The 26,106-nt window shown below is 43.0% G+C and carries 27 protein-coding genes; 19 read left to right on the top strand and 8 right to left on the bottom strand.

Going from position 1 to position 26,106, the window contains the following annotated elements; genetic code table 11:
- Positions 1-72 precede the first annotated feature (72 nt).
- Complete coding sequence (locus tag R3D86_02575; protein ID MEZ5757088.1) at positions 73-1,278, top strand: P1 family peptidase; 1,206 nt, start codon at positions 73-75, stop codon at positions 1,276-1,278.
- Between the two features lies 1 nt (position 1,279).
- Here the strand turns inward: R3D86_02575 and R3D86_02570 are convergent, their stop codons facing one another.
- Both R3D86_02570 and R3D86_02565 read right to left on the bottom strand, forming a co-directional pair.
- Positions 1,280-2,635 (bottom strand): sulfatase-like hydrolase/transferase, encoded by a 1,356-nt coding sequence (locus tag R3D86_02570; GenBank protein MEZ5757087.1) that lies wholly within the window; start codon positions 2,633-2,635, stop codon positions 1,280-1,282.
- A gap of 44 nt (positions 2,636-2,679) precedes the next feature.
- Positions 2,680-2,805: a hypothetical protein gene (locus R3D86_02565; protein ID MEZ5757086.1), complete on the bottom strand. Its 126-nt coding sequence runs from the start codon at positions 2,803-2,805 to the stop codon at positions 2,680-2,682.
- A gap of 118 nt (positions 2,806-2,923) precedes the next feature.
- Here R3D86_02565 and R3D86_02560 point away from each other — a divergent pair, with 118 nt between their 5' ends.
- The 3 genes from R3D86_02560 (at position 2,924) to R3D86_02550 (ending at position 4,759) form a co-directional block, all read left to right on the top strand.
- On the top strand, positions 2,924-3,889 hold the full coding sequence (locus R3D86_02560; GenBank protein MEZ5757085.1) for a pyridoxal-phosphate dependent enzyme: 966 nt from the start codon (positions 2,924-2,926) through the stop codon (positions 3,887-3,889).
- An 89-nt stretch (positions 3,890-3,978) separates the two neighbouring features.
- A complete protein-coding gene (locus tag R3D86_02555) occupies positions 3,979-4,314 on the top strand; it encodes a metalloregulator ArsR/SmtB family transcription factor (protein MEZ5757084.1) in 336 nt (111 codons plus the stop codon).
- The gene (locus R3D86_02550; GenBank protein MEZ5757083.1) at positions 4,307-4,759 is read left to right on the top strand and encodes an SRPBCC domain-containing protein; all 453 of its coding nucleotides are present in this window, start codon (positions 4,307-4,309) and stop codon (positions 4,757-4,759) included. The genes R3D86_02555 and R3D86_02550 overlap by 8 nt, the downstream gene beginning before the upstream one ends.
- 13 nt (positions 4,760-4,772) lie before the next feature.
- Here the strand turns inward: R3D86_02550 and R3D86_02545 are convergent, their stop codons facing one another.
- On the bottom strand, positions 4,773-5,039 hold the full coding sequence (locus R3D86_02545) for a hypothetical protein (protein MEZ5757082.1): 267 nt from the start codon (positions 5,037-5,039) through the stop codon (positions 4,773-4,775).
- A gap of 547 nt (positions 5,040-5,586) precedes the next feature.
- Between R3D86_02545 and R3D86_02540 the strand changes: the two genes are divergently transcribed.
- The 11 genes from R3D86_02540 to R3D86_02490 all read left to right on the top strand — a co-directional run bounded on the left by R3D86_02540 (position 5,587) and on the right by R3D86_02490 (position 16,711).
- Positions 5,587-7,593, top strand: coding sequence for an EAL domain-containing protein (locus R3D86_02540; GenBank protein MEZ5757081.1), 2,007 nt, complete (start codon positions 5,587-5,589; stop codon positions 7,591-7,593).
- Between the two features lie 101 nt (positions 7,594-7,694).
- Positions 7,695-8,636 carry a hypothetical protein gene (locus R3D86_02535; protein ID MEZ5757080.1) on the top strand — a complete coding sequence of 314 codons (942 nt, stop codon included), beginning with the start codon at positions 7,695-7,697 and terminating at the stop codon, positions 8,634-8,636.
- 7 nt (positions 8,637-8,643) lie between these two features.
- Positions 8,644-9,312, top strand: a complete 669-nt coding sequence (locus R3D86_02530; GenBank protein ID MEZ5757079.1) for an amino acid ABC transporter permease — start codon at positions 8,644-8,646, stop codon at positions 9,310-9,312.
- Entirely contained in the window at positions 9,312-9,989 is a 678-nt protein-coding gene (locus R3D86_02525) for an amino acid ABC transporter permease (protein MEZ5757078.1), read from the top strand. The genes R3D86_02530 and R3D86_02525 overlap by 1 nt, the downstream gene beginning before the upstream one ends.
- Positions 9,989-10,735 (top strand): amino acid ABC transporter ATP-binding protein, encoded by a 747-nt coding sequence (locus tag R3D86_02520; GenBank protein MEZ5757077.1) that lies wholly within the window; start codon positions 9,989-9,991, stop codon positions 10,733-10,735. Before R3D86_02525 ends, R3D86_02520 begins: the two co-directional genes overlap by 1 nt.
- A complete protein-coding gene (locus tag R3D86_02515; GenBank protein MEZ5757076.1) occupies positions 10,722-11,750 on the top strand; it encodes an isoaspartyl peptidase/L-asparaginase in 1,029 nt (342 codons plus the stop codon). The genes R3D86_02520 and R3D86_02515 overlap by 14 nt, the downstream gene beginning before the upstream one ends.
- A 4-nt stretch (positions 11,751-11,754) precedes the next feature.
- Positions 11,755-12,531 (top strand): transporter substrate-binding domain-containing protein, encoded by a 777-nt coding sequence (locus tag R3D86_02510; GenBank protein ID MEZ5757075.1) that lies wholly within the window; start codon positions 11,755-11,757, stop codon positions 12,529-12,531.
- Positions 12,528-13,265, top strand: coding sequence for a copper homeostasis protein CutC (locus R3D86_02505; protein ID MEZ5757074.1), 738 nt, complete (start codon positions 12,528-12,530; stop codon positions 13,263-13,265). The genes R3D86_02510 and R3D86_02505 overlap by 4 nt, the downstream gene beginning before the upstream one ends.
- Before the next feature lie 30 nt (positions 13,266-13,295).
- Entirely contained in the window at positions 13,296-14,219 is a 924-nt protein-coding gene (locus R3D86_02500) for a hypothetical protein (GenBank protein MEZ5757073.1), read from the top strand.
- Between the two features lie 9 nt (positions 14,220-14,228).
- Positions 14,229-15,158, top strand: coding sequence for a hypothetical protein (locus tag R3D86_02495; GenBank protein ID MEZ5757072.1), 930 nt, complete (start codon positions 14,229-14,231; stop codon positions 15,156-15,158).
- Positions 15,159-15,160: 2 nt separating this feature from the next.
- Positions 15,161-16,711 carry a rhodanese-like domain-containing protein gene (locus tag R3D86_02490; protein MEZ5757071.1) on the top strand — a complete coding sequence of 517 codons (1,551 nt, stop codon included), beginning with the start codon at positions 15,161-15,163 and terminating at the stop codon, positions 16,709-16,711.
- Here the strand turns inward: R3D86_02490 and R3D86_02485 are convergent.
- On the bottom strand, positions 16,708-18,486 hold the full coding sequence (locus R3D86_02485; GenBank protein MEZ5757070.1) for an SLC13 family permease: 1,779 nt from the start codon (positions 18,484-18,486) through the stop codon (positions 16,708-16,710). The genes R3D86_02490 and R3D86_02485 overlap by 4 nt on opposite strands.
- A gap of 116 nt (positions 18,487-18,602) precedes the next feature.
- Here R3D86_02485 and R3D86_02480 point away from each other — a divergent pair, with 116 nt between their 5' ends.
- The 4 genes from R3D86_02480 to R3D86_02465 are packed head-to-tail and all read left to right on the top strand — an operon-like array spanning position 18,603 to position 23,271.
- The gene (locus R3D86_02480; GenBank protein ID MEZ5757069.1) at positions 18,603-20,123 is read left to right on the top strand and encodes a sodium/proline symporter; all 1,521 of its coding nucleotides are present in this window, start codon (positions 18,603-18,605) and stop codon (positions 20,121-20,123) included.
- A gap of 14 nt (positions 20,124-20,137) precedes the next feature.
- Positions 20,138-21,418 (top strand): aminotransferase class V-fold PLP-dependent enzyme, encoded by a 1,281-nt coding sequence (locus R3D86_02475; GenBank protein ID MEZ5757068.1) that lies wholly within the window; start codon positions 20,138-20,140, stop codon positions 21,416-21,418.
- Between the two features lie 4 nt (positions 21,419-21,422).
- Positions 21,423-22,685, top strand: coding sequence for an aminotransferase class V-fold PLP-dependent enzyme (locus R3D86_02470; protein ID MEZ5757067.1), 1,263 nt, complete (start codon positions 21,423-21,425; stop codon positions 22,683-22,685).
- A complete protein-coding gene (locus tag R3D86_02465; GenBank protein MEZ5757066.1) occupies positions 22,675-23,271 on the top strand; it encodes a biotin transporter BioY in 597 nt (198 codons plus the stop codon). Before R3D86_02470 ends, R3D86_02465 begins: the two co-directional genes overlap by 11 nt.
- Here the strand turns inward: R3D86_02465 and R3D86_02460 are convergent.
- The 4 genes from R3D86_02460 to R3D86_02445 all read right to left on the bottom strand — a co-directional run bounded on the left by R3D86_02460 (position 23,263) and on the right by R3D86_02445 (position 26,046).
- Positions 23,263-24,516: a glycerate kinase gene (locus R3D86_02460; GenBank protein MEZ5757065.1), complete on the bottom strand. Its 1,254-nt coding sequence runs from the start codon at positions 24,514-24,516 to the stop codon at positions 23,263-23,265. The genes R3D86_02465 and R3D86_02460 overlap by 9 nt on opposite strands.
- An 82-nt stretch (positions 24,517-24,598) precedes the next feature.
- Positions 24,599-24,820 (bottom strand): DUF4170 domain-containing protein, encoded by a 222-nt coding sequence (locus tag R3D86_02455; GenBank protein MEZ5757064.1) that lies wholly within the window; start codon positions 24,818-24,820, stop codon positions 24,599-24,601.
- A gap of 36 nt (positions 24,821-24,856) precedes the next feature.
- The gene (locus R3D86_02450) at positions 24,857-25,573 is read right to left on the bottom strand and encodes an ABC transporter substrate-binding protein (protein MEZ5757063.1); all 717 of its coding nucleotides are present in this window, start codon (positions 25,571-25,573) and stop codon (positions 24,857-24,859) included.
- Between the two features lie 86 nt (positions 25,574-25,659).
- Complete coding sequence (locus R3D86_02445) at positions 25,660-26,046, bottom strand: cytochrome c family protein (protein ID MEZ5757062.1); 387 nt, start codon at positions 26,044-26,046, stop codon at positions 25,660-25,662.
- Between the last annotated feature and the right edge of the window lie 60 nt (positions 26,047-26,106).

Here is a 26,106-nt window from a genome sequence, read left to right as displayed (position 1 = left end):
TAGCAATGATTATTAAGCTTGATTCCATTCTTTTTCCATGCGAGCCTGAGATAAAAGACAGGGGAGCGTAAAATGACTATCTTTAAATCGGCAACAACATCTATAGCCACAATAACTGCCATACTCATGTTGGTAAATTCTGCTTCGGCGGAAAATGATAAGCCGAGAGCCCGTGATATAGGACTAGTGGTCGGGACGATAGCGCCGGGAAAATATAATGCGATTACCGATGTCGCCGGGGTAAAGGTTGGGCATTATACAGTCAATAAGGGTGATGATATCAGAACCGGGGTGACCGCAATTATTCCGTCAGACCATGATATGTATAAATATCCGATCCCTGCATGGATCCATGTTGGAAACGGCTATGGGAAATTAATTGGCGAAACTCAGGTGCGCGAATTTGGACAGATTGAAACGCCGATCATTCTTGTCTGTACATTATGTGTGTGGACGGCTGCGGAAGCCTTAAAAGACTGGCAACTGGCAAAACCGGGTGAAGGACAGCATACATTAAATCCGGTTGTCGGCGAAACCAATGACAGTCGGGTCAATAATATGTGGTCTGCTGACAGTGCCCGCCCTGAATATGTGGTTGCGGCATTGGAAGCGGCAAATGGCGGCCCGGTGGAAGAAGGCAGCGTTGGTGCCGGGCGCGGCACACAGGCCTTTGGCTGGAAAGGCGGGATCGGGACAAGTTCACGCGTGCTTCCAAAAAGCCTTGGCGGTTATACTATAGGCGTTCTGGTACAAACAAACTTTGGCGGGGATCTTATAATGAATGGGGCACCGGTTGGCCGCGAAATGGGCCAGTATTCCTATAAAACCCAGCTTGAAGAAGCCAGAAAAGGCATAACCCCGATGGATGGCGGCTCTATGATGATGGTGGTAGCAACAGATGCACCAATATTGTCCCGAAATCTTGATCGTCTCGCTAAAAGAGCAATGATGGGTCTTGCCCGAACCGGTTCTGTGGCAAATAACAGTTCAGGTGATTATGTCATTGCCTTTTCCACCAACAAGGATGTAAGGCGCGACCGTGGGGCGAGTGATCCGGTGCCGTCAAAAACCCTTAATAATGCATCGATGTCACCGCTTTTTCAGGCAGTGGTCGAGGCCATTCAGGAATCTGTTTATAATGCTATGTTAAAGGCGGAAACAGTAAGCAGCAGTCGCGGCACGCTCGAAGCAATTGATGTTGAAAAGGTGAAGGAGATCATCAAAAAATACAATGTCACTGATTATGATCAGAAACTTTCACCTGTTGCCGGTAACTGAATTATTCCGACATTGTTTGCTCAAGCATAGATTTTAGCCTCGCGACTACCTCCGGATACTGATTATAAAGATTGGTTGTCTGTTGCGGGTCTGCTTCCAGATCATATAGCTGTGCCGGCGGTGCATCTGCTTTTATTTTTCCATTGGCTATGTCGCTGTTTTTCTGGCCGGTAAATCCGGTTGCTGATGCGCCTGCAAACATATGCTGACCCAGACGCGTACCGCCAAAACCGCCTTCACCCTGAGCCCCGATATAAACCCACTTTCCGGAACGAATGGCCAGATGGCTTTTCTGGAAAGGGCTGATCACCAACTGATCACGGATGGGGTTTCCCTCAATTCCTTTAAAAGCATTCATCATATCGACACTGTCCGGTCCTTCGCCTTTTTTAAGATTATAACCGACCAGATCAGCAAGCGTTGCCAGCATATCCACATTGGATAGAAGTTCGGCAGATTTTTTACCCGCCGGAGCTTTGCCAGGCCAACGAACAATGAAGGGTACACGATGACCACCTTCCCAGGCACCGAACTTCATTCCCAGCAAATTTCCGTTCAAATGATGGCCAGCTTCCCAGGCAGTTTGCCCGCCACGATTAAACATACCGCCATTATCGGATGTAAAAATTAGCAGCGTATCGTTGGTCAGCCCCTCTTCATCAAGCGTTTTGGTGACTTCTCCAACAATCCAGTCCAGCTCCTGAATGGAATCACCATATGGACCGGCCTTGCTGCTGGCAATAAACTGCGGGGCAGGAGTAAATGGATGATGAATGTTGGTGGTCGCCAGATAAAGGAAGAAAGGATTATCCTTATTTTCTTTAATCCACTTGATGGCGTGATCCTTAAGGGTGGTACCGACCATGCGGTCTTTATAAAGCTCATGGGCGGCTTCGCCGCCACCTATCAGATCAAGGTCGAATTTTTCATCAAATTCCCTTGTAATGGATGGCTTGTCGTAGATAAGCGGATCATCCGGGACCAGTCCGACCACATGATGGTTCTCAACATAGACAAATGGCGGATGACTGTTCAGAACCGGAACACCGAAATAATAATCAAAGCCAAGCTCAAGAGGACCCGGAACAAGTGGTTTGTTCCAGTCAACGACTTTTCCCCTTTCACCAAATCCCAGATGCCATTTACCGATTATCGCCGTTTTATAGCCGGCTTCTTTCATCAGACGTGCAATCGTCATTTGATCAGTGTCTATGGCAAGGGGGGCTTTTAACATAAGAGGCCCCCACAGATAATCTTTTCGGGATGGATACTGACCGGTCAGTAGTCCATAACGCGATGGTGAACAGACCGCTGAGGCAGAATGGGCATCGGTAAAACTGATCCCCTCTTTTGCCAGCTGGTCAATATTTGGCGTATGTACCTTTGTTGCACCATAGGCGCTCAGGTCACCATACCGATATCGTCAGCATTGATAATAATGACATTTGGTTTTTGTGACTGGGCGTTGGCCCATGAAAATGCTGCCATAAATAAGGCAAGCATCATCAAAATAAATTTCTGATACATTTCCCTCTCCCCTTATATTTATGATTAAAACAGTATTGATCATATGACGCAAGAATTTATCACCTTGCATTTACTTTTTGAGCATGCGAGCTTGGGTATACATATTTCAGAGGTTAAAATGAAAAAACAAACAGGTACCGATCAGTTTATAGAAATCGCCAGAGCATCAGCGCGGATCAGTCATGTGGTCAAACCAACCCCGCTCATTCAAAGTAAAAATTTTGGCCGTGAGGGCGCAAGTGCATATTATAAAATGGAAAATCTTAATCCTACTGGTTCATTTAAACTGCGGGGCGCAGCCAATAAAATCCTTTCTATGTCTGAAGTAGAGAGAGAAAAAGGTGTTGTTACCGCATCAACCGGAAATCATGGTGCTGCCATCGGCTATATGTGCAAATTGACAGGTTGCAAAGGCACTGTGTTTGCACCGAGTGATGTATCCGAAGCAAAATATAACGGCATGATTTCATACGGACTTGAGGTCATAAAAACAGACGGGGACCCCATTAACGGCGAGATTGCCGCCCGTAAATTTGCCAAAGAAAATAAAATTCCGTTTGTTTCTCCCTATAACGATATTCATATTGTCGGCGGACAGGGAACAATCGGTTTTGAGCTTTTCTCAGAAATTCAGGATCTGGATGCTGCCTTTATATCTCTGGGCGGTGGAGGGCTGATGTCCGGTGTTGCCATAGCACTGGCAAATTTATCGCCGAATACAAAGATTATTGCCTGTTCACCTACCAATTCAAAAGTCATGATGGATAGTATCCCTGCGGGAGAGGTGCTTGACCTGCCGTCCCTTCCCACTTTGTCTGACGGTACAGCCGGCGGCGTGGAACTTGGCAGTATTACGTTTGATTACTGCTGCGATTATGTTGATGAGTATATTGATGTTAGTGAAGATGAACTCAAGGATGGATTGCGAGTGTTTATTGATGATACCAATACAATCGGGGAAGGGGCAGTAGGGGTTGCTGTTGCCGGATATATACGCCAGAAAGAGCGTTGGATTGGCAAAAAAGTCGCCATTATTGCCTGTGGTGGCAATATTTCCAGAAAAACCTTAAAAGAAATTCTTTAAAAAATTTAAGCATATTTCAGGTATAGTTGACTTATGCATTTGAATAGTGTATTTAACCAATTAGTTATTAACTAAAAGGTTAAATAAAGATGCATAGCGACCACCTCAGTATGACATTTGCGGCACTTGCCGATCCAACCCGCAGGGGAATGCTTGAAAGGCTGGCAAATGGCCAGGCAACGGTTGGGGAGCTGGCAGAACCCTATGAAATGAGCATGGCCACCATTTCAAAACACTTAACTGTGCTGGAAAAAGCAGGGCTAATATCCCGCACCAAAGAAGCACAGTGGCGACGCTGTCGTTTTGAAGGCGCACCTCTTCGGGATGCTTCGACATGGGTGAAAAAATATACGGTTTTTTGGGAACAGCAGCTTTCACAGCTTGATGATTATTTAAATAAGTCAGGAGAGAAGAACGATGACTGATATGAGAAAAATTGAAAACCCATTTTTTGTAAAGGTTGAACGTGACTTTGATGTGCCTGTTGAAACTGTTTTTGATGCGTGGCTCGATAGAAAAAATATCGGTAACTGGTTTTTTGCCACACCTGATGGAAAAATGAAAGAGGTTGAAGTCGACCCAAGGGAAGGCGGTCGTTTTATAATCGGCGAACAGCGTGGTGAAGAATATGCCAGACATGTCGGAAGGTATCATTTAATTGACAGACCGAAGAAGATAATATTCAGTTATTATTATGAAAGCGGTGATGAGGATGAATTGGAATCCAATGTTATCATTGAATTTAAAGCAAATGGGAAAGGCTGTTCAATCATACTTACCCATGAAATGGATGATATTTATGCTGAATATGAAAAAAGCGCCATTAAAGGGTGGACGATGATCCTGGATGGGCTTGAAGCGGTGCTTTAGCCAAAGCTGATTTTTAATGGGGCTTGATATTTTCTCTTTCAATTTCCAGTTTTTCAATGGCTGCTGCCGCTTCTCCGTAAATGCGCCCTTCCAGTGAAAGCTCCAGAAATCGTATATAATCCTCTTTATCTGTTATTTTTTCACGAGCCATTTCAACAACGTCAAGCTGAGAAGTTGCGCTTAAATTATACTTATTAATCAGTCCGATCATTTCACGGCTGATGGCATCAAGTTCTTTTCGTATATTATTAATGGTTAGTTGGTCAGATTTGAGCATCATTTGTCCATATTAAAACTGTAATTATATATTAATAATTTAATTCTATTTTCATAAAAAGCAAAATATGCATAATTGCTTTAGATAGCAATTCTCAACATACTGTAATATAAGAATTTTTTGTGTATGTTATAATTCATTTTGGGTCTGAACCTTTGTAAAATCTCTTGGATATGGAGAAGGGACGAAAGTGGAAGTTGATCAATTTAAGAGCAATATTGAAAGCCGGTCAGAGAGCGGTCGGGTTCTTAGTGATCAATTAAGAATATTATTTTCCCACATCATTCCCAATACGGCCGGAAGTTTGATCGTCATATCCTGTTATTTCTGGATATTTATAAATAACTTTACATCTAATCTTCAATATTATTGGCTCGCAGCAATTTTAGTGCTTTATTTCGGGCGAATGCTTTTTTATTTCCGCTCTTTAAAATCAGCTTTAAATCTAAAACCCAAAAAATGGCTATATAGCTATAGCATTCTAATGTTTTTGATCGGTGTTACATGGGGGTTGATGATTTTTATTCCATCGGACTTCATGGAAGACGAAATGATGACGCTATCAATTATGACGTTGCTGATCGGCCTGGTGTCAATTTCTTCTATCAGCAGTGCTGCGCATCCTTTAGTCATTTGGTCATTTTTGGTTCCGGTTGCCAGTTTTGTTTCAATATTTGCGCTGAATTCACCTGCCGAAACATTTGGGGTTTTTATGAGTGTCGGTGCGCTGGTTTTTTGCGCCGCAGCGGCATTTGTCGGCCATACATTACATAGAATGATTGTTAATGCCCTTTATCTCGAACGTCGAAATACTTCGCTGATGGATGAAGTCGTTCAGATTGCCAAGCAGAACCAGAAATCATATGAAGGCTTTCAGGTGCTCCTCGATAATCTGGGGGCCGGTGCAGCAATGTTTGATAAAAACCAGAAGGTTATTTCCTGGAATAAGTCATTTGAAAATATTTTTAATATTCCAAAAGGATTGATCAAACGTGGAATGAGTCTTACGGAAATTATCCGTAAAGTGATCAAGCAATCCTGGCAAAATAACATTGATGTCAATTATGCAGCGGATTTTCACGTTAAAGAACTATTCTCTGAAGTTGGCGAAAGAGAAATGGTCAAACTGGTTCTGGCGGATGGGCGTAATTTATATAGCAAGCTCATGAAGATTAATAATGACCAGATGATCCTGAATTATACAGATGTTACTTCACTTGAGAGAGCTCGTGCTGACGATATCATTCATGTGTTGCAGCATGATACCCTTACAGGACTTCCCAATCAGGTTCTTCTAAAAAAAGAACTCAGAAGGCGGATTTCTGAGTATGAACGCGAAGAGACTGCAAATGAAGATAAGCATTTTATGGCTCTTATTCATTTTGGTTTGAATGCCTTAAGTGAGATTTATGAATTTTTAGGAATCAGTGCCAGTGATATGATCGTTACAGAGGTTGCAAACCGCTGCAGAAAATTTCTCCCGAAAGATGTTCATCTTGCCCACGTCGCTTACGATGAGTTTCACATTGTAACGAGCCATGAAAAAAATATAGAAGAGGTTCTGGAACTGGCTGAAAGGTTATTAAAGGTTATTGCTGAACCTATTGAAATTGCTGGAAATTCGATTACGATGAGCGCTTCTGTCGGGATTACAATTTACCCGGAACATGGAAATGACAGTGAAGATTTAAACAGAAATGCCAAAATAGCATTAAACAAGGCAAAACTGCCAAAAGAAAAAAATATTGTCATTTATGATCACGGAATGCATTCGGAAATTAAAGAACGTACCAACATGGTGTTTGATATACGTGACAGCATCAGTAAAAATCAGTTTTTGCTTCATTACCAGCCGCAAATTGACATTAAAAGTAATAATATCGTTGGTGTTGAAGCGCTTTTGAGATGGGATCATCCGGATAAGGGCTGGATTTCTCCTGGCGAATTTATTCCGCTGGCTGAACATACAAAACATATTATCCCACTTACGGAACAATTCCTGCCTGAAGCCTGTGCCCAGGCAAAATCCTGGCTTGACCAGGGACTGCCCAAGATAAAAATGTCGGTCAATATTTCGCCATTTCATTTTCATGAAAAGGGTTTCACCCATTTTGTCAGAACCTGTCTGGAAGATGCCAAACTTGCCCCGGAATATCTGGACCTTGAAATTACGGAAGGCGTCATTATGAGCCATACTGATGAGATAATCAGTATTTTGAATGAACTTTCCGAAATGGGCGTTCAGCTTTCTATTGATGATTTTGGTACCGGCTATTCCTCATTATCATATTTGGGGCAGCTGCCGGTCGATAAACTCAAAATTGATCAGACTTTCATCAAAGATATGTCCACTGTTGAAAGCTCACGCTCTCTGGTGGAAGCGGTAATCAGATTAGGGCACAGCTTTAATTTAAAGGTAATTGCTGAGGGTGTTGAAACTGAGGAGCAACTTTCAAGATTACGATCCATGGACTGTGACCAGGCGCAGGGTTATTTCATTAAAAGCCCGGAAAATGCGGAAGCCATAACAAAATGGATTAAAGAGAAATATACATAAAATAGCCGTTTTTTTGTTTTATTGACAGAATTGGTAGTTTATTCATATAAAATGACCAATACGGATAAACAAAATTATAACCAATAAATATGGGCTTTATTATGTGTAAAAAAATAATCAGTTTGCTTTTTCTAACCTCAGTATTTTCAATTAATGTAGCTTTTGCACAAAGTGATATTTTATCAGATGTCCCTGAAGGGGCCGAAGCCGTATCCTTAATGGGTAAAGCCCTAACCATGCCTGAACCCACAAATGAAACAGTCATTAAAAATCTGGAATCTGCCCGTGTCAGATATATGGATTATCCAATGGATCCTGAAAGAGCGATCTGGTATGGACGCAGGCTTGCTTATGCCGGTGATTTCAGGGAAGCGATTAAAGTTTTCAGCGATGGGATACTTGATAGCCCCAATGATGCAAGATTTTATCGTCATCGCGGTCACCGCTATATCACAATTCGTGAATTTGACCGTGCCATCGCCGATCTTGAGAAAGCGGCACAGCTAATAAAGGGAAAACCCAACTCAGTAGAGCCCGATGGAACACCAAACAAATTTAATACGCCTGTAAGCACTCTTCACGGCAATATTTATTATCATCTGGGCCTTGCCTATTACCTCAAGCATGATCTTGAAAATGCAAAAAGGGTTTATGATCTGGACTATAATGTTGCCCAGAATGACGATAACAAAGTATCAATTGCCCATTGGCGCTATATGATCCGTCGCCTGATGGGGGAAAGCCATGATCAGGCAAAACATGTGCTTGATGATATTAATGCTGACATGAACATCCTCGAAAATGCAAGTTATCATAACCTCGATCTTTTCTATAAAGGTGAGCTTACTGAAGAGGAAATTTCAAAGGATATTAATCTGGAAGACAGCGCTGATGCAGCAATTGCATACGGCCTTGCCAACTGGCATTATTATAATGGAGATAAGGATAAGGCAAAAAGCATGTTTGAAAAAATGCTGAACGCCAAATCCTGGGGATCGTTTGGCTATATTGCTGCCGAGGCCGATTTAGCAGCAATGAAATAAGCATAGTATGCTCGATCTGGCCTCTATATCCGAATATGTGCCTGCTTTTATAGACGGCTTTATTATTACGGCAGAGGTCAGCATCATTTCCATTATCGGCAGTTTTTTTCTCGGCCTTCTTGTTGCCCTGATGCGGGTGTCATCAAATCGGGTTTTAAATTATTCTGCTCTGGTCTATGTCGATTTATTCCGTAACATTCCATTCATTGTTCTGATTTTTTTCGGCTATTATGGACTTCCTGAAATCGGCGTTTACATTGATGCCTTCTGGACCGGATGTCTGGTGCTGAGCATTGCTGTTGGCGCCTATGTTGGTGAAACACTCCGTGCTGGTATTTTATCCGTTGATAAGGGGATCTTAGAAGCAGCCAGATCATTCGGTTTTTCAAAATTTCAGATATATGGAAAAATAATATTGCCGATAGCTCTGACCACTTCAGTACGCCCATTGGGGTCGGTATTTATTAATTTGATCCTGACCACATCTATATTATCCACGATTACACTGAATGAATTAACAGGTGTCAGTAAAGTTATTGCTTCAACGACTTTCCGTCCATTTGAAGTTTATGTATTTCTGGTTATTTTCTATGGATTGTTAACTTTTATGATTTCAGCACTGATTTCATTATGGCATCGGCATCTCAACAGATATCTGGGTGAGGAGGCATCCTAATGGGCTACGGTGATGAAGGCTTCACAATTTATGACTTGCAACTCTGGGCCGAAGGTCTTGGCATATCCCTCTGGATTTTTATACTTTCGACAGTGATCGGATTAATGCTTGGGGTATTAATTGGACTGGTTCGTTATTACCGCGTCCCGATCTTTGGAAGAATATTGATGCTGGTCAGTGAGTTTCTCAAAAACTCCCCCGTTATTGTTCAGCTTTTTCTGGTATATTTTGGAATTCCGGCGCTTCTACAGCTTGACATGACCCCAAATACGGCTGCGGTCATTACTCTAAGCGGAAATACAGCGGCGTTCGTTGCCGTCATTGTAATATCGTCCATCGCCGCCATTGACAAAAAACAGTTGGAAGCGGCAAAAAGTTTTGCGCTGCCCAAACAAGTGATCCTGAGGCACATCATTTTTCCGCAAAGCCTGTCTATAGCCATGCCGATGCTGATTAGTCTGGCGATAAATCAGTTACAGGTGACATCACTTGTATCCGTCATTGGTGTTATTGATTTAACCCGGGTCGGTGATATCGTCAATCAGAGAACATTTGAGCCCTTCATTGTCTGGCCGCTTATTGGACTGACTTACTTTATTCTCGCCAAATTAATCGCTATTGTTGGCGTAAGGCTAGAACGTAAATTCAGTGCCTATCGTATGATTGGTGAAATATAATGATTGAAATAAAAAAACTTCATAAGAATTTTGGTGACCTTCAGGTGCTTAAGGGAGTTGATCTGACACTGAAGCCCGGTGAGGTGGTTTCAATCCTGGGCGGAAGCGGGTCAGGAAAAAGCACAATGATCCGCTGTATCAACGGACTGGAGGCAATAACATCCGGGTCCATTTTTGTTGACGGTTTTGATGTTACCAATAAAAAGGAACTGCTGGAAGTGCGCAAGAAATGCTCTACCGTTTTTCAGCAATTTGATCTTTATCCACATTTATCAGTTCTTGAAAATATCACGCTTGCTCCAATTCATGTTCTATCATCTCCAAAAAATGATGCTGAATTGGTCGCAATGGAATTGCTCGAAAATGTTGGGCTGGCAGATAAAAAAGATGTTTTTCCAACACAGCTTTCAGGCGGTCAGAAGCAGCGGGTAGGCATCTGTCGCGCCCTTGCCATGAAGCCAGGCTATCTACTTCTCGACGAAGTGACCAGTTCACTTGACCCTGAAATGACCGCCGAGGTACTTGATATATTAAAAAAACTGGCCGGTGAGGGTATTACCATGATATCAGTCACCCATGAAATTGACTTTGCAAGAGAAATTTCAGATCGTATTGTTTTTCTTGATCAGGGCAGAATTTTAAGCGATCTTCCAAAGAATGAATTTTTTGCTGATGATGGCGGGTTGGCCGATCCGCGCATTGCAAGGTTTTTATCCAAAATGGGAGAGTTTAATGGCCAGGCCTAAACTGAACAGACGATTATTTTTAAAATCATCAGCGGCCGCAGCCGCATTTTCAATGGCGGGGTCAAGAGCTATGGCACAAACCAAAAAAGAGGACAATATGATACTTTTAACAAACGGCACAGGATGGGCAGGCGTTGAAGACACCGCAAATCATTTGAAAGCTGGAATGTACGGTATTGATGCCATGATTGAAGGTATCAATAAGGTTGAAGCAGAGCCAACCATTCGCAGCGTTGGTTACGGCGGCTGGCCCAATTTACTGGGGGTGATGGAATTTGATGGTGGTGTTATGGACGGCACTACGCGTGAAGTGGGTGCTGTCGGGGCATTAAAACATACTTATCATGCCGCTCAGGTGGCCCGTGCCGTTATGCAGAAACTTAACCATGTTATGGTGACGGGGGATGGTGCAGATCGGCTTGCCGCTGAAATCGGCCTACCTAAAGTAAACACATTGCTTGAGGATTCAGGTAGGGTCTGGAAGGAAAAGGTCAGGGAAATGCTTTCTCCGGAAGAATTTGAAAAATTTCCCAATATTCCTCTTGCTCCGCTTAATAGTGCAATTACTGACCCGGAAAAGGTCAGGGACACAACGGTGTTTATGTGTAAAGATGCAAATAACGGTATCCACACCGCAACAAGCACTTCGGGGTGGGGCTGGAAATATCCTGGTCGTTTAGGGGATAGTCCAATTGCCGGAGCAGGCTTTTACGCAGACAGCCGCTATGGCGCAGCCGCATGCACCCATACCGGTGAAATGGCCATCCGTACAAGTACATCCCGCACAATTATTCTGGCTATGAAAATGGGTTATTCACTGGATGATGCAGTTAAGCTTGCTGTTGAGGAAGTGGACAGCTTATCCGGAGGATTTATTGCGGGGCTAGTGATCCATGCCATTGATAATAAAGGCGGTCATAAAGTTGTTTCCTATAATCTGGACAAGCCAGGAACTTATTGGCTCTGGAAGCCGAGCATGGAAAAACCGGAGATGATGGAAAGCGAGTTGGTATAAAATCATGATGAGATTTTTTGCTTTTTTTGTATTGATCGTTTTTAGCATTACTGCCGCTAATGCGGCAATTCTGGATGAAATTAAAGACAGGGGCTTTATCAAGGTGGGTATATCCTTAGGTGGGATGCCCATGGGCGGCCGTGATGCCCGTAATAATCCTATTGGTTATGATTATGAAGTGGCAAAACTATTGGCAGACGAGCTCGGGGTTGAGCTTCGGGTTACCGATGTTTATGGAGATGCCAGGGTAAGCTTGCTGGTTTCCGGGCAGCTGGATATTATTATCGGCAACATGACCGTGACATCGGCAAGGGCGGAAGTTGTTGATTTCACCCATCCTTATTTTAAAACAGGCCTTCGGGTCATTTATCAAAAAGGATTGAATATCAAATCACTTGCTGATCTTGCTGGTAAAAAGGTTGTGGCCGGACGTGGCACAAGCGGGGCAATATTTATAGAACAAAATGTTCCGGATGCGGAACTGGTTTATAGCGAGAATTTTGCCCCGAACGGGGTTCTTCTTCTGCGCCAGCGCCGCGTTGATGCAGGGATTGAAGATAGCTCAAACGCGGACTATATAGCCAGCCAGGTCAAAAGCCTTGCTATATTACCTGGTATTTTTGTCGCCGGTGATATTGCAATGGGCGTCAAAAAAGAACAGCCTGAATTTCTGGATTATCTCAATGACTTTATTGCAAAGTATATTTCTTCCGGTGAATATGAAAAAAATATCAAAAGATGGTGGGGGGAAGATGCTGAAATTCCCGAGCTTGCACAATGACAAAAATTACATTTGAAGTATGCGTCGATACCATTCAGGGCGCAATTGATGCCGTGAAAAATGGTGCCGACCGGCTTGAGCTCTGCGATGCACTTGGAATCGGTGGAACCACACCATCAGCCGGTTTAATGATGCGGGCCTCAAAGCTGGGTGTGCCCATATATGCCATGATCCGCCCTAGGGGCGGTGATTTTATTTTTAATTTCGAAGATATGGATGTCATGATGCATGACATTGATCGGGCGCGCGTTTACGGAATGGCCGGAATTGTTATTGGTATGACCCATGAGAATGGCGCGCTTGATGTGGCCAAACTGGAAAAACTGATTGATCATGCTGAAGGAATGGGGGTTACCCTTCACCGCGCTTTTGATGTTACGCCGGATACGTCCGAAGCACTTGAGCAGGCCATTGACCTTGGTATTGAAAGGATACTAACGTCGGGGCAGAAGGAAACAGCCCTTGAAGGGGCTATCAAAATAAAAAGTGTGATTGATGAAGCTGCAGGACGTATATCCATCATGCCGTGCTCAAAAATCAACCCGCCAAATGTGGAAAGCCTTCTCAAAATATTTTCGGTCAGTGAAATTCATTCATCATGCAGAACTTTGATTGGCAGTCCATATGACAAAAATGCCCCTTCCATGGCACCGGGTGATGATTTTTCCCGTCATATTACAGACCCGGTAAAGGTAAAGGCGCTCGCTGATTATTTGAGAGTTATAGCAAACTAAAAAATAACGATTTGAAATATAAGGATAAATATGAAAAAATTAAGTTTAGCGATAGTGGTTTTATTCGCAGTGGCAAATGCCAATGCGCAGTCTTCACTATTATCTGAAGTCCCCGATGGGACACAGGCCGTTTCTCTGTTTGGGAAGCCTTTAACAATGCCAGCGCCCAGTCAGAAGCTACTGGATGATCTGGCCGCAGCCAAAGCCAAATATGATGCTGATCCGATGGATGCCGACAATATCATCTGGTATGGTCGGCGCATGGCCTATACCGGTGATTTTCGCCGGGCCATTCTTATTTTTTCTGAAGGAATAGAGAAACATCCTGATGACGAACGTATGTATCGTCACCGCGGACATCGTTATATTACAATCCGTGAATTTGACCGTGCGATTGATGATTTTGAAAAAGCGGCCAGCCTGATTAAAGGAAAAGAAGATAAAATTGAGCCCGATGGTGCCCCGAACCCTGCAGGAATTCCGGTGACCAGCACCCAGAGCAATATCTATTATCATCTGGGTCTTGCTTATTATCTCAAGCATGATTTTGAAAATGCGCTAAGGGCCTATAAAATGGGCCGTGATCTGGGGCTTAATGATGATAATACAGCCTCAACCACCCACTGGATTTATATGATTCTGCGGCGGCTCGGACGGAATAAGGAAGCGCAGGATGCCTTATCTTATGTGAATGCCGATATGGATATTATAGAAGTGCATAACTATCATAAACTCGTGATGTTCTATAAAGGCGAAGTGCCGGAAGAAGAGGTTTTAAACGCTGATCCGAATATACCGGCCGGTGCCAGTATTACTTATGGTGTTGCGAACTGGTTTTTTTATAACGGGGATAAAGAAAAAGCCTATGATTTAATGGAAAAATTCCTTAAAACAAAGTCCTGGGGATCATTTGGCTATATTGCAGCTGAAGTTGATCTGAAAAACAAAATATAAAGGGAAGAAATGAAAAGCTTTAAATTATTTTTGATGAGTGCCATCAGTATAATGCTGGCCAATATCGCACAAGCAGACGACAAATTATTTTCGGATGTGCCGGAAGGGGCGCAGGCGGTTTCATTTTTGGGACAGCCGCTATATTCACCAGCCCCCAGTCAGAAGCTTCTTGATGACCTTGCAGCGGCAAAAGCGAATTATGACGCTGACTCAATGAATGCTGACAATATCATCTGGTATGGACGGCGAGTTGCCTATACCGGTGATTATCGTCGGGCCATTGAAATTTTCAGCGAAGGCATCAAAAAATTTCCAAATGATGCCAGGATGTATCGCCATCGTGGTCATCGTTATATTACAATCCGTGAAATTGACCGGGCCGTTGCCGATTATGAAAAAGCAGCAGAACTCATTCAGGGATCGGAAGATAAAATTGAGCCGGATGGGGCACCAAACCCATTGGGTATTTTCCTGACCACCACGCACAGTAATATTTATTATCATCTGGGGCTTTCCTATTATCTGAAACAGGACTGGCAAAAAGCTTATGATGCATTTAAAGCCGGTCAGGATCTAGGGATCAATGATGATAATATCGTTTCAACTGGTCACTGGATTTATATGATTTTGCGGCGCATGGGCCGCGATAAAGAGGCACAGGCATCCCTTGATAATATTTCGAAGGATATGAAAATTATTGAAAATATGTCCTATCATAATCTGACCCTTATGTATAAGGGCGTAATACCGGCGGAAACATTGACCAATGTTGATCCCAATGATCCAAGTGGAGCTGCGATTGCATATGGTGTTGCCAACTGGTTCCTTTATAATGGTGATAGTGATCGGGCATATGATTTGATGGAGCGGTTTATGAAAACGAAATCATGGCCCGCATTCGGATTTATCGCCGCGGAAATGGAGCTCAGTAAAAGATAATAATGGACTATAAATCAGCCAGTGAAGTTAAAAAGCTCCTTTCCTCATCCGGGGAAATAGCCTTTATAGATGTCCGCGAAGTTGCCGATTACGGCCGCGGACATCCGTTCTTTGTCTCCCATGTGCCCTATAGTATTTTAGAGGCACGGATCGGTCTTTTCGTTCCCTGTCTGAAGACGCCGATGATGCTACTGGATGCTGATGACGGTATCGCGGAAAAGTCAGCAAAATATCTCGAAGCAATGGGTTATCAGAATATCATCATTCTGAAAGGAGGCGTTAAGGCCTGGTCTGATGCTGGATATGCTCTTTATGAAGGGATCAGCGCCCCGTCCAAATCATTCGGCGAAGTTGTGGAACATGAACTTGGTACAAAATCCATTACAGCAACTGAGCTTAAAAAACGTATGGATGCAGGGGATGACAATTTTATCCTTCTTGATGGGCGCACGCCTGAAGAATTTCATAAAATGACCATTCCAGGTTCGACATCCTGCCCCAATGCTGAGCTGAGTTTACGTTATAAAGCCATGATGGCGCGTCCGGATCAGGATATCATTGTCAATTGTGCCGGACGGACAAGAAGTCTGATCGGGGCGCAGACATTAAATCTTCTTAACCTTCCCAATAAAATATATGCCCTGGAAAATGGTACAATGGGGTGGAAACTTGCCGGGTTTGAACTTGAATATGGGGCAAGGCGTGTTTACCCGGAAGATATCCCTGACACAGTCATCGTTGAGGCGCGGCAAAAAGCAGATCGGATGATCAAAGACTATGATATTCCGGTAATTGATAATACACAGCTGAAAGTATGGCGTCAGGAAAAGGACAAAACATGTTTCATGTTTGATATTCGCACCCGTGAAGAATATGAAACCGGCCATGTGGATGGATTTCGTCATGCGCCGGGTGGGCAACTGGTGCAGGCAACAGACCAGTGGTTTGCCACCAGAAATGCTAAAATTGTTCTGTTTGACAATCACCGTATTCGTGCGGTTATGACGGCGATCTGGCTAAAAGGAATGGGGCATGATGCCTATGTTCTGGATGAAAATTCAGTTAATGAGTTCGTTCATATTGAAGAAATTGAAATTGATATTTCAGGCTATGATTTTATTGATGCTGCCGGTATCGCCAAACTGGATGGACCGAAAACCATCATTGATATCAGACCGAGCGCAGATTTCAGGGAAGCACACATTGATGGAGCAGTCTGGACAATCAGACCTAAACTGGCTGATATAAAGGTTGAGGGACAGGTCGTTGTCATTGCGTCCGAGCTTTTAAGCGCCACTTTTATACTAAAAGATCTGGGCGGTAATGGACTGATTTCATTGAGCGAGCCGGATGATTGGCGCAAAGCGGGACTAATAGTTATATCGACACCCAATTGTCCGACCGATGCCGAGCGGATTGATTTTCAGTTTCATACTCATGGTCGTCATAGCGGTAACCTTGACCATGCGCGTGAATATCTGCGGTGGGAAACAGGCCTGATCGCGCAAATGGATGATCAGGAAAAATCGACACTTATTCCATTAAGACCTTAAAGCGGCCAGACAAAAGCAATCATTGGCAATGCTACAATTGTGATGATAATTTCAAGCGGTAGTCCCATACGCCAGTAATCACCAAATTTATAGCCACCCGGCCCCATGATCAGGGCGTTGTTTTTATGTCCGATCGGGGTAAGAAAGGCGCAGGATGATGAAACGGCAACAGCCATCAGAAAGGCATCAGGGTTTGAATCCAGGCTATTGGCGAGACTGACAGCAATGGGGGCCATCATTACGGCGGTGGCAACATTATTCATCAGATCGGACAGGGTCATTGTCACAATAAATAAAACTGCAAGTACTGCAAAAGCGGAAAACCCTTCTGACATATTAAGAATACCCGATGCAATAAGATCTGTGGTGCCGGTGGTTTCCAATGCACCGCCAATAGGGATCATAGACCCGACCAGAACAATAACGGGCCAGTCAATACTGTTATATAGATCTCTAAGCGGAATAATGTTGAAAATAACCATTCCCAGTGCAGCAATGGCGAGCGAAACAGTCAGGCTGCTGATGCCCGTAGCGGCCGCGGCAATCGCTCCGACCAGCAACAGTGTGGCTATCCAGGCATGCCGGCGTTTGCCGATATTAAAACCACGTTCCGCAAGGGGAAGTAATCCAAGGCGGTCCATCGATTTTGTCATACTGTCTGTATCGCCCTGTAACAGCAACACGTCACCTGCGCGGAAGATTAGCTTGTGAAGTTCACTATTAATACTTTGTCCCTGCCTTGAAACACCAAGCAGATTAAGGGCCGATCTTGATTTTAGTCTGATTTCACCAATTTTGCGGCCGATAACACGGCTGTCTGCGGAAACCACAGCTTCCTGCAGCGTTACATCCTCATTTGAAAGCAGAGCACGGTCATAATCACCTCCTTTAATTTCAAGGCCCAGTTTATGGGAAAATGTATCGAGCTCTTTTGGTCCGGTTTTCAGGATTAAAACATCACCTTCTTTTATGACACGGGTTTTTGTTAATCTTAATATTTTTTTTCCGTCTCGGATCAGCCCTGCCAGTCGCACGTCACAACTGTCCGCAATTTCATCAATGTCTTTTATTTTCTGGCCGATCGCGGCGGACCCTTCCTTTACTATTGTTTCGGCGAGATAATCATTAATATCATAAAGGTCATCTGTTGCTGATTTTGCTTGCCTGTCACGGGGTAAAAGTCGCCATCCGACAAGCCCCAGAAACAGGACGCCGCTAACAGCAACAACAATGCCCACGGGAGAGAAATCAAACATTGAAAAAGGCTCACCTGAAACCTTTTCTCTATAATGGGCAATAACGATATTGGGCGGTGTGCCAATCAAAGTAATCAGTCCTCCCAATATTGATCCAAATGAAAGGGGCATCAAGAGCAGTGCCGGGGACCTATTAACCTTTTTTGCACTGTCAATGGTTGCCGGCATTAATAGAGCCAGCGCAGCAACATTATTCATCACCGCTGAAAGGGCTGCGGAAAAGCTCGACATAATGAAAATCTGCATAAACAGGCTTTTTATGGGGGGAACCAGAATATGAGCAATACGGTCTATGACTCCGGAAACCGCCAGACCATTGCTGATGACTAGAACAGCAATGACCGTAATAACGGCAGGATGGGAATATCCGTTAAAGGCATCTTCACCGTTAATGATACCACTTAATACGCTTATCATTAGAGCACTGAAAGCAACGACGTCATACCGCCAGCGTCCCCATAGAAAAAAAATAAACACCCCGGCCAGAATGATGACAATAGTTAGTTGCTCATGTGTCAATCGACGCTCCTGTAATTTTGAAATTTAGTATGAATATACACAATTTTCTATAATTTCCTAAAAATGATGCTAGGGTACTCTATATAAAATAAAAATCAAATTTGGGATGAGGGGACTTGGTCGAAAAATATTCTATGTTGTTTCTGTATCTGGCGGTGCTGGTTTCATTAAGCATCATTGCCTCGAAACGCGTTAGAAATATCAAAGATTATGTAACCGGGAATAAAACATTAGGCTATTGGGTTGCCGCATTTTCCGCCCAGGCAACAGGTGAAAGTGCATGGTTACTTCTCGGTGTTACCGGGATGGGGGCTATGGTGGGCTTCAGCGCCTATTGGGTCGTTGTCGGTGAAATGTTTGGGGTTGCGGTTGCATGGTTTTTAATGGCGGAACGCTATAAAAAACTGACTGATCATTATGACAGCCTGACGATGACAGATTATCTCGTCAGTAGATTTAAGGTTAAAACACATACGTTAAGATGGGTGGCTTCGTTGTCGTTGGCCATTTTTATTCTGATCTATATAAGTGCACAAATTGATGCGACAGGTTCGGCCTTTGAACGCTTTTTAGACTGGGATTATCATACCGGCGCGGCCATTGGGTTTATTATAGTTGTAGTTTACAGCGTGATGGGTGGATTTCTGGCGGTGGCCTGGACCGATATGTTTCAGGGGCTGATTATGATGCTCAGTCTTGTTGCGCTTCCCGTCACGGCATTTCTCATGCTTGGGCCATCCGACCATGTTTATGATACATTGAAAACCATTGATCCTGGCCTTGTCAATATCTGGGGACTTGGTGGATTAACACCTATGAATTTTGCCATTGTCCTTGGTATGATGCTGATCGGGCTTGGCTTTCTTGGTTCCCCACAGGTTTTTGCCCGGTTTTTATCAATCCGGGATATTGATGAAATTAAACGGGGCCGGTGGGTTGCGCTCGGCTTTACTTTTCTTGTTGATACTTCGGCGGTCAGTATCGGTGTGCTTGGACGTTATCTGTTTACAAAAGCAGGGGCTGATCCGGTCGAAATTCTTGGCAACGGTGCGCAAAATGTTTTGCCGACAATGGTGGAATATGTTTTTCCTCTTATTCTGGTCGGGCTATATGTCGCTGCCGTCCTTTCAGCTATCATGTCAACAGTTTCGTCGCTCTTGATTGTGGCTGCCGGGTCAATTACCCATGATATTTACCGTAAAATACTGAAGGCGGAATTTGATGGCATTAAATCGGCAAGCATTTCACGCTGGCTGACCATAATTTTTGCAGCACTTGCCTTGGCAATTGCGCTTGTTGTTTCGTTCTTGTCACCGACCAGAACTATTTTCTGGTTTGTGATATTTGGTTGGTCAGGAATTGCAGCAATATTCTGCCCAATGGTTATCATGTCCTTATTCTGGAAAGGGTTTACCGCCAACGGCGCTATAGCGTCCATGATCGCCGGTTTTGTCATGACAATTCTTGCAAAATTTGTTTTTTCAGAAATGGGAGGAATAGGCGATTATTTTGTTGCCATGGAAACAATGCCACCTGCCTTCTTGTTTTCATTCGTCGTCGGGTATATTGTTAGCATCATAAAACCTGATCAGGAATTAAGGGAAAGTTATCAAAAAGATTTAAGCAATTTAAAATAGAGGGAAAAATTATTATGGATAGACGGGATTTTTTAAAAACGACAGCAGCACTGGCGTCAGTTTCTGTTACTGCTGGCGCAATGGGGGCGCAGGCTCAGGAAATGATGGACAAGGATAGTGATGCCTACTGGCAAACGATTATGGATCAATATAAGGTCACGGATGAGTTTATAAATCTGAATGCGGGCCATTGGGGAATTATGTCTGAACCCGTACGTCAGGCTTTTGCTGATCACACAGCCTTCATAAACGCCTATAGTTCACATTATATGGGATCGGGAAGACGGGTAGACCCGAACGCGAGATCATTTAATGTGGACCGTCAGGAAATTCTTGAAATGCTGGCAAAGAAACTGGGCGTCCGGAGTGATGAGTTGGTTTTCACAAGAAATGTTACCGAGTCCATGCAGCTGCTAATCAGCGGTTATAATAAATTAAAGCCGGGAGATAAGGTTTTATATGCCGATGCGGCCTATTATAGTATGCAGGCGGAAATGCGTCATCTGAGATATTTTCGTGGTGCTGATGTGATCAGGCTTCATACGCCTGATCCGGCAACCTATGAAAATCAGATTGCCGTTTTTGAACAGGGGATTAAAGATAATCCGGGCACCAAGTTAATTCTTGTCACCCATATGGCAAACCGTACCGGGGTTATCGTGCCGCTCAAGGAAATTTCACTGATGGCAAGGTCATATGGTGTTGACGTTATTGTTGATGCGGCCCATTCCTGGGGGCAGTATGACTTTAATTTCCCGGATATGAATGTGGATTTTGTAGGCTTCAACCTACATAAATGGATAGGGGCGGCGCTAGGGGTCGGCCTTATGTATATACGCAGGGAACGTATGCTGGATATTGATACAAAAAGCAGCAAAGGACCTCCCGGAAATATTGATATCAACAACCGTGTACAAACAGGTACGATGAATATGGCAGCGGTTTTGAGCGTTAAGGATGCACTTATTTTCCTTGATAAAATTGGAATCGAACATATCGATCGCCGATTTAGAGCACTTAGACATGAATGGGTTAAAGAGTTTCTTGATGATGACCGCGTTGATATCCTGACACCTGAAGATGAGCGGATGCATGCGGGGCTGACATCTTTCCGGATTAAGAAACATAAAAATGCGATTGAACTCGGGAATACATTGCTGCGCGATTATAAAATTAACAGCGCGCCAATTCCTGAGCTCAATGCTATCCGTATATCACCGGGACTTTATAGCTCGAAACAGGATATGGCCGCGCTCGCCGTGGCAATTAAAGATATTGTGAAAAAGATGGGATAATCAAATGGACCGACGTCAGTTTCTTACTTCTTCAGCACTATTCGCCGGGCTTTCAATGGCAGGAATTCCTGCCCTTAGCTTTGCTAACACCCCGAGAGCAGCGGATGATGAGGATTTCTGGAAAATTATTCAGGATGAATATGATGTAACAGGGGATATTACAAATATGGAGGCTGGCTACTGGGGAATTATGTCAATTCCGGTTACGCAGGCCTATATCCAGCACACTCATTTTGTCAATCAGAACAGCTCATACTATGCCAGAAGACTCTATCGGGATGACTATAATAAAATCATTGCCAGAGTGGCTAAGAAACTGGGTGTTGGTGAAGATGAAATTGAATTAACCCGTAATGCGACGGAAGCGCTTCAATGCCTTATTAACGGCTATAATAAGTTAAAGGAGGGCGACACGGTTATATATGCCGACCTTGACTATGGCTCTATGCAGTCGGAAATGCGTTATTTAAAAGACTATCGTAAAGTCAATGTGGTTGCGATTGCCATGCCGGAGCCGGCATCATATGAAAATGTTATCGCGGCCTATAAAAAAGCACTTGATGATCATCCAAAATGTAAAATGATGCTGATGACCCATATCAGCAATCGTACCGGGCTGATTACACCCGTTAAAGAAATTGCGGCGATGGCAAAAGCAAGGGGTGTTGATGTCATTCTTGATGCGGCCCATTCCTGGGGACAGTATGATTTTGACTTTCAGGATCTAGGGGTCGATTTTGTTGGCTTTAACCTTCATAAATGGATCGGTGTGCCTTTAGGCGTTGGGATGATGTATATCCGTAAAAACCGAATTCATGATATTGATCCGTTTCGGGGGCAGGCCGGTGCGGACAGCGATGATGTCAGAATGCGCGTTCACACGGGAACGATGAATTTTGCAGCGGTTCTTTCAATACCGGATGCTCTAGATTTCAGGGAAAATATTGGTCAGAAAAATATAACCGGAAGGTTAAGATATCTTAGAAATCAATGGGTTAATCAGGTAATCGACAATAAAAATGTCGAGATATTAACCCCGCAGGATGAACGTATGTATGCGGCGATTACGTCTTTCAGGATAAAGGGAAAAACCAGTCGCGAAGAAAATATGGAACTTATGAAAACGCTGACTGACAAATACGGTATTTTTACAACTACAATGGGTAGTATCAATAGCGGTAGTGGTATCCGGGTCAGTCCAGCGCTTTATAATTCAAAAGAAGATGCAAATAAACTGGCAGAAGCCATTAACGATATTGCAGGTTAATAAAAGTAAATTTACTCAATTTGATGAATTAATGAGTTTCGCTAAAGCCAGTTTTATTTCCTTTGCTATGGCATTGCTGCTTGGGCTGTCTTCCTGGATTTCTATACCTTTAGGACCGGTTCCAATAACAATGCAATTAACGATCGTTTTTTTAATTGGCATTCTATTACCGATAAAATATGCCGTATTCTCGCTTTTAGTTTATCTGTTGTTAGGAGCGTCAGGTGTCCCAATTTTTGCGGATGGTAAGTCCGGATTTTCAGTTATTATCGGACCAACGGGTGGTTATCTTCTGGGATTTCTTATTGCTGTTGCGTTAATTTCATTTTTAACAAAAGATGTCAGGAATAATTACTTAAATAATATTCAGAATAAAAATAACTTAAAAATCATATTCGCTTGTCTTGCAGGTTCGTTGATAATTTTAGGTATGGGAGTTGGATGGGGTAAAGTCTTAACAGGCCTTCCTTGGACAGAGATAATAAGATCTTGGTTTCTGCCGTTTCTGCCTGGTTTATTTGTCAAAATAGCTTTAGCCTTAATAATCAGCATAAAATTATTAAAAACAAAAATTACCTTAAGATAATAACTTATTTGGTAGAAGCATAATTGCTCTAAAATCATTAACGTTGGTTTTAGTTGGTCCAGTAATTATAAGATCACCCAATTGAGCAAAGGCCGAGTAGCTGTCATTATTATCAAGTAATGCCTTTAAATTAATTTCCTGTATATGTGCTCGTTTTCTGCTGTCCGGCGTCATTATGGCACCAGCATTATTGCCAAGGCCATCAATGCCATCTGTATCCGCAGAAAGGGCATAAACTTCTTTTGAGCTTTTTATTGAAAGCAGAAGACTAAGCAGAAATTCAGTATTTCTGCCGCCTTGACCATTGCCCCTTACGGTTACGGTTGTTTCACCACCGGAAATAATCAAGGTTGGTTCTGATATGTTTAGGTTGTCAATTTCAAGCGCGGTTTTTTGACCTAAGTCCTTAGCATCTCCGGTCAGTTCCCCTAGATTTATAACGTTGATCCCTGATATATGGGCAAATTCCTCCACTTTTTTTAAGGCCATACTGGCGGACCCGATTATAGTATATTGATTATCTGGAATTGCTTCCTTTTCTGTTTCCGACAAAGGATTTTCCAGCCAATGGCGAACAGCGTCTGAAAATTCGATTGAGTATTTTTTAAGGATGTTCAGGGCATCTGACGACGTGGTCGGATCTATGACCGTCGGGCCGGAAGCAATGGTTGATGGATCATCACCAACCACATCAGAAATGGCAAGTGTATAGACTTTTGCCGGAAAGCAGTGCCGGGCAAAGTGGCCGCCTTTAATGGCTGACAAATGTTTCCGAACACAGTTTATTTCATTAATTGTGGCCCCTGATTTTAAGAGGGCCCGGTTTATTTTTTGTTTCTCGGAAAAATCAATGTCTGTTGCCGGATAGCATAATAGTGATGATCCACCTCCGGATAAAAGCACAAAAACCATGTCTTCTTCAGTCAGGTTTTTTGTTAGTTCAAAAATTCGTTTCGCGGCAATAACAGACTTATGATCTGGAGTAGGATGTGATGCGGTAATAACTTCTATGGAATTGCAGGGGACCTCATGATTCTGAGGCACAACAACAAGTCCTGTTACAGGACCAATCCAGTTCTTTTCAAAGGAAGCAGCCATTGAAGCAGCCGCTTTCCCGGCCCCAATGATGATGACTTTTGAAGTTCGGTTAGATGGAAGATGATCGGGAACTATTTTTTCGGGAAGGGCCGCCTGAACAGCGACCTCGAAACATTTAAGCAGAAATTGTCTGGGGTTAAAATCCATTCCTGTTTATATCATATCTAATATAAAACCAGACAATAAAAAATAAGGCACCGATTATTGGTGCCCAGATTTTTAAATATTATTATGCGTCGGATGGGGTCAGAAGTTTATCAAGACAGACAACAACATATTTTGTCATTGCATCATCGACCATCGCCTGACTGGCGCCTTTCCAGGCTTTTTTGGCTTCTTCATATGAAGGGTATATACCAACAGTATGAAGATATTCAGGATTAATAAAATTGGTCGTTCGTGGGTCAGATACTTTACCGCCAAACACTAAAAATAATTGACCATCAGTCATGGTTCGTTTGTCCCTTTGTTTTTTAAATTGATACTATCAGGAGGTTGCATCATCCTGTGCGACAGCAATGCCGTCGATTATATCTTTCATATATTTATTAAGACCGCTTATGCCGCTGCTGCTTATTCTTGAAGTGAAATCATCCCGCTGAGTGGCGACCATACTGATGCCTTCAATTTTTACATCAATAATCTTATAGGTGCCATTTTTGTCGCTTCTGACCCGCCAGTCAACATCCAATGGTTTATCATCAGCATTAAAGGCTTTGGTCCGCACAAAAATATCCGTTTTGCCATTGGGCACAACCTGATCTATGTCAAGCTTTGTCGTATCAAGTTTTTGAAGACGGGAGGAGTTTACTTTCAGGATAAACTCAGGAAAAAGTCTGGAATACTCGTCAAGCTCTTCCTTACTGGCCTTATTGCGGTGACGGCTTAGTGTAATTCGCGAGATATAATCAATAGCAAACGAGTCATTCAGAATTTTTCTGTATTCATTAAAGGTCTGCTCTTCAGTTAAATTCTTATTATTCAGAATTCCAATAGCTCTGTCTGAAAACGCTTCGATAAATTCTTTAGCTTTTTCAAGCTCCGCCGGGTCCGAATTATCTCCTTGCGCTTTTGAATTGGATCCCATTAAGAACAGAATTCCCATTGCCGCCAAGAAGATAATAAACATTCTTCTGGACAAAAATATTTTCTCTTCAATAGAGGCTGCTTTGGCAGCTATCTTTGGGCGGTGGGAATATTCCATTTTGATAACCTTCTGGTTCCTTTAATTAATTACAGTTCTATTATGCGCTGTAACTATGATTAAATCATTAACATTCAGTCCTGAAATTAATCGTGCAACGATTTTAAGTAGGCAATGATGTCAAGACGATCCTGTTCCTTTTTAAAACCGGCAAATACCATTTTTCCTTTTGGAACAACGTCTTTTGGTTTTGTTAGATAGGCATCCAATGTCGCATCGTCCCAAGTCAGGTTGGCATCAAGCATATTTTTTGAATATTTATAATCTTCAAAATGGCCTGATTTTCTTTCATAAACGCCATAAAGATTTGGACCTATTTTGGCATCAGCACCTTTCTCATTGGTATGACAAATTTTACATTTTTTCTGAAACAGTGATTCACCACTGGCTGCATCACCGTCAGCAAAAGCAGCAAAAGGCAATAATAAATTTGCTATTAATAAAATAAAACTGATTTTAAATACACTCTTCATTTCAAGTCCCTTTGGTTACTATAAAGTTTATTGCCCTGCCATAGCAAAAAAATAAACTCT

This window comes from Emcibacteraceae bacterium (assembly GCA_041396985.1).
Lineage (GTDB): Bacteria > Pseudomonadota > Alphaproteobacteria > Sphingomonadales > Emcibacteraceae > Pseudemcibacter.
The sequence above is the reverse complement of the archived record's forward strand: the minus strand, read 5'-3'. Positions and strand labels throughout refer to the sequence as shown.

Bases quoted from the DNA above. Each gene is read 5' to 3' on its own strand.
- R3D86_02475 (MEZ5757068.1), top strand. From the start codon at position 20,138: ATGGATAGACGGGATTTTTTAAAAACGACAGCAGCACTGGCGTCAGTT.
- R3D86_02515 (MEZ5757076.1), top strand. From the start codon at position 10,722: ATGGCCAGGCCTAAACTGAACAGACGATTATTTTTAAAATCATCAGCG.
- R3D86_02575 (MEZ5757088.1), top strand. From the start codon at position 73: ATGACTATCTTTAAATCGGCAACAACATCTATAGCCACAATAACTGCC.
- R3D86_02545 (MEZ5757082.1), bottom strand. From the start codon at position 5,039: ATGATGCTCAAATCTGACCAACTAACCATTAATAATATACGAAAAGAA.
- R3D86_02455 (MEZ5757064.1), bottom strand. From the start codon at position 24,820: ATGACTGATGGTCAATTATTTTTAGTGTTTGGCGGTAAAGTATCTGAC.
- R3D86_02520 (MEZ5757077.1), top strand. From the start codon at position 9,989: ATGATTGAAATAAAAAAACTTCATAAGAATTTTGGTGACCTTCAGGTG.
- R3D86_02495 (MEZ5757072.1), top strand. From the start codon at position 14,229: ATGAAAAGCTTTAAATTATTTTTGATGAGTGCCATCAGTATAATGCTG.
- R3D86_02450 (MEZ5757063.1), bottom strand. From the start codon at position 25,573: ATGGAATATTCCCACCGCCCAAAGATAGCTGCCAAAGCAGCCTCTATT.
- R3D86_02510 (MEZ5757075.1), top strand. From the start codon at position 11,755: ATGATGAGATTTTTTGCTTTTTTTGTATTGATCGTTTTTAGCATTACT.
- R3D86_02535 (MEZ5757080.1), top strand. From the start codon at position 7,695: ATGTGTAAAAAAATAATCAGTTTGCTTTTTCTAACCTCAGTATTTTCA.
- R3D86_02490 (MEZ5757071.1), top strand. From the start codon at position 15,161: ATGGACTATAAATCAGCCAGTGAAGTTAAAAAGCTCCTTTCCTCATCC.
- R3D86_02470 (MEZ5757067.1), top strand. From the start codon at position 21,423: ATGGACCGACGTCAGTTTCTTACTTCTTCAGCACTATTCGCCGGGCTT.
- R3D86_02460 (MEZ5757065.1), bottom strand. From the start codon at position 24,516: ATGGATTTTAACCCCAGACAATTTCTGCTTAAATGTTTCGAGGTCGCT.
- R3D86_02530 (MEZ5757079.1), top strand. From the start codon at position 8,644: ATGCTCGATCTGGCCTCTATATCCGAATATGTGCCTGCTTTTATAGAC.
- R3D86_02555 (MEZ5757084.1), top strand. From the start codon at position 3,979: ATGCATAGCGACCACCTCAGTATGACATTTGCGGCACTTGCCGATCCA.
- R3D86_02550 (MEZ5757083.1), top strand. From the start codon at position 4,307: ATGACTGATATGAGAAAAATTGAAAACCCATTTTTTGTAAAGGTTGAA.
- R3D86_02560 (MEZ5757085.1), top strand. From the start codon at position 2,924: ATGAAAAAACAAACAGGTACCGATCAGTTTATAGAAATCGCCAGAGCA.
- R3D86_02540 (MEZ5757081.1), top strand. From the start codon at position 5,587: ATGATGACGCTATCAATTATGACGTTGCTGATCGGCCTGGTGTCAATT.
- R3D86_02565 (MEZ5757086.1), bottom strand. From the start codon at position 2,805: ATGTATCAGAAATTTATTTTGATGATGCTTGCCTTATTTATGGCAGCA.
- R3D86_02525 (MEZ5757078.1), top strand. From the start codon at position 9,312: ATGGGCTACGGTGATGAAGGCTTCACAATTTATGACTTGCAACTCTGG.
- R3D86_02505 (MEZ5757074.1), top strand. From the start codon at position 12,528: ATGACAAAAATTACATTTGAAGTATGCGTCGATACCATTCAGGGCGCA.
- R3D86_02500 (MEZ5757073.1), top strand. From the start codon at position 13,296: ATGAAAAAATTAAGTTTAGCGATAGTGGTTTTATTCGCAGTGGCAAAT.
- R3D86_02445 (MEZ5757062.1), bottom strand. From the start codon at position 26,046: ATGAAGAGTGTATTTAAAATCAGTTTTATTTTATTAATAGCAAATTTA.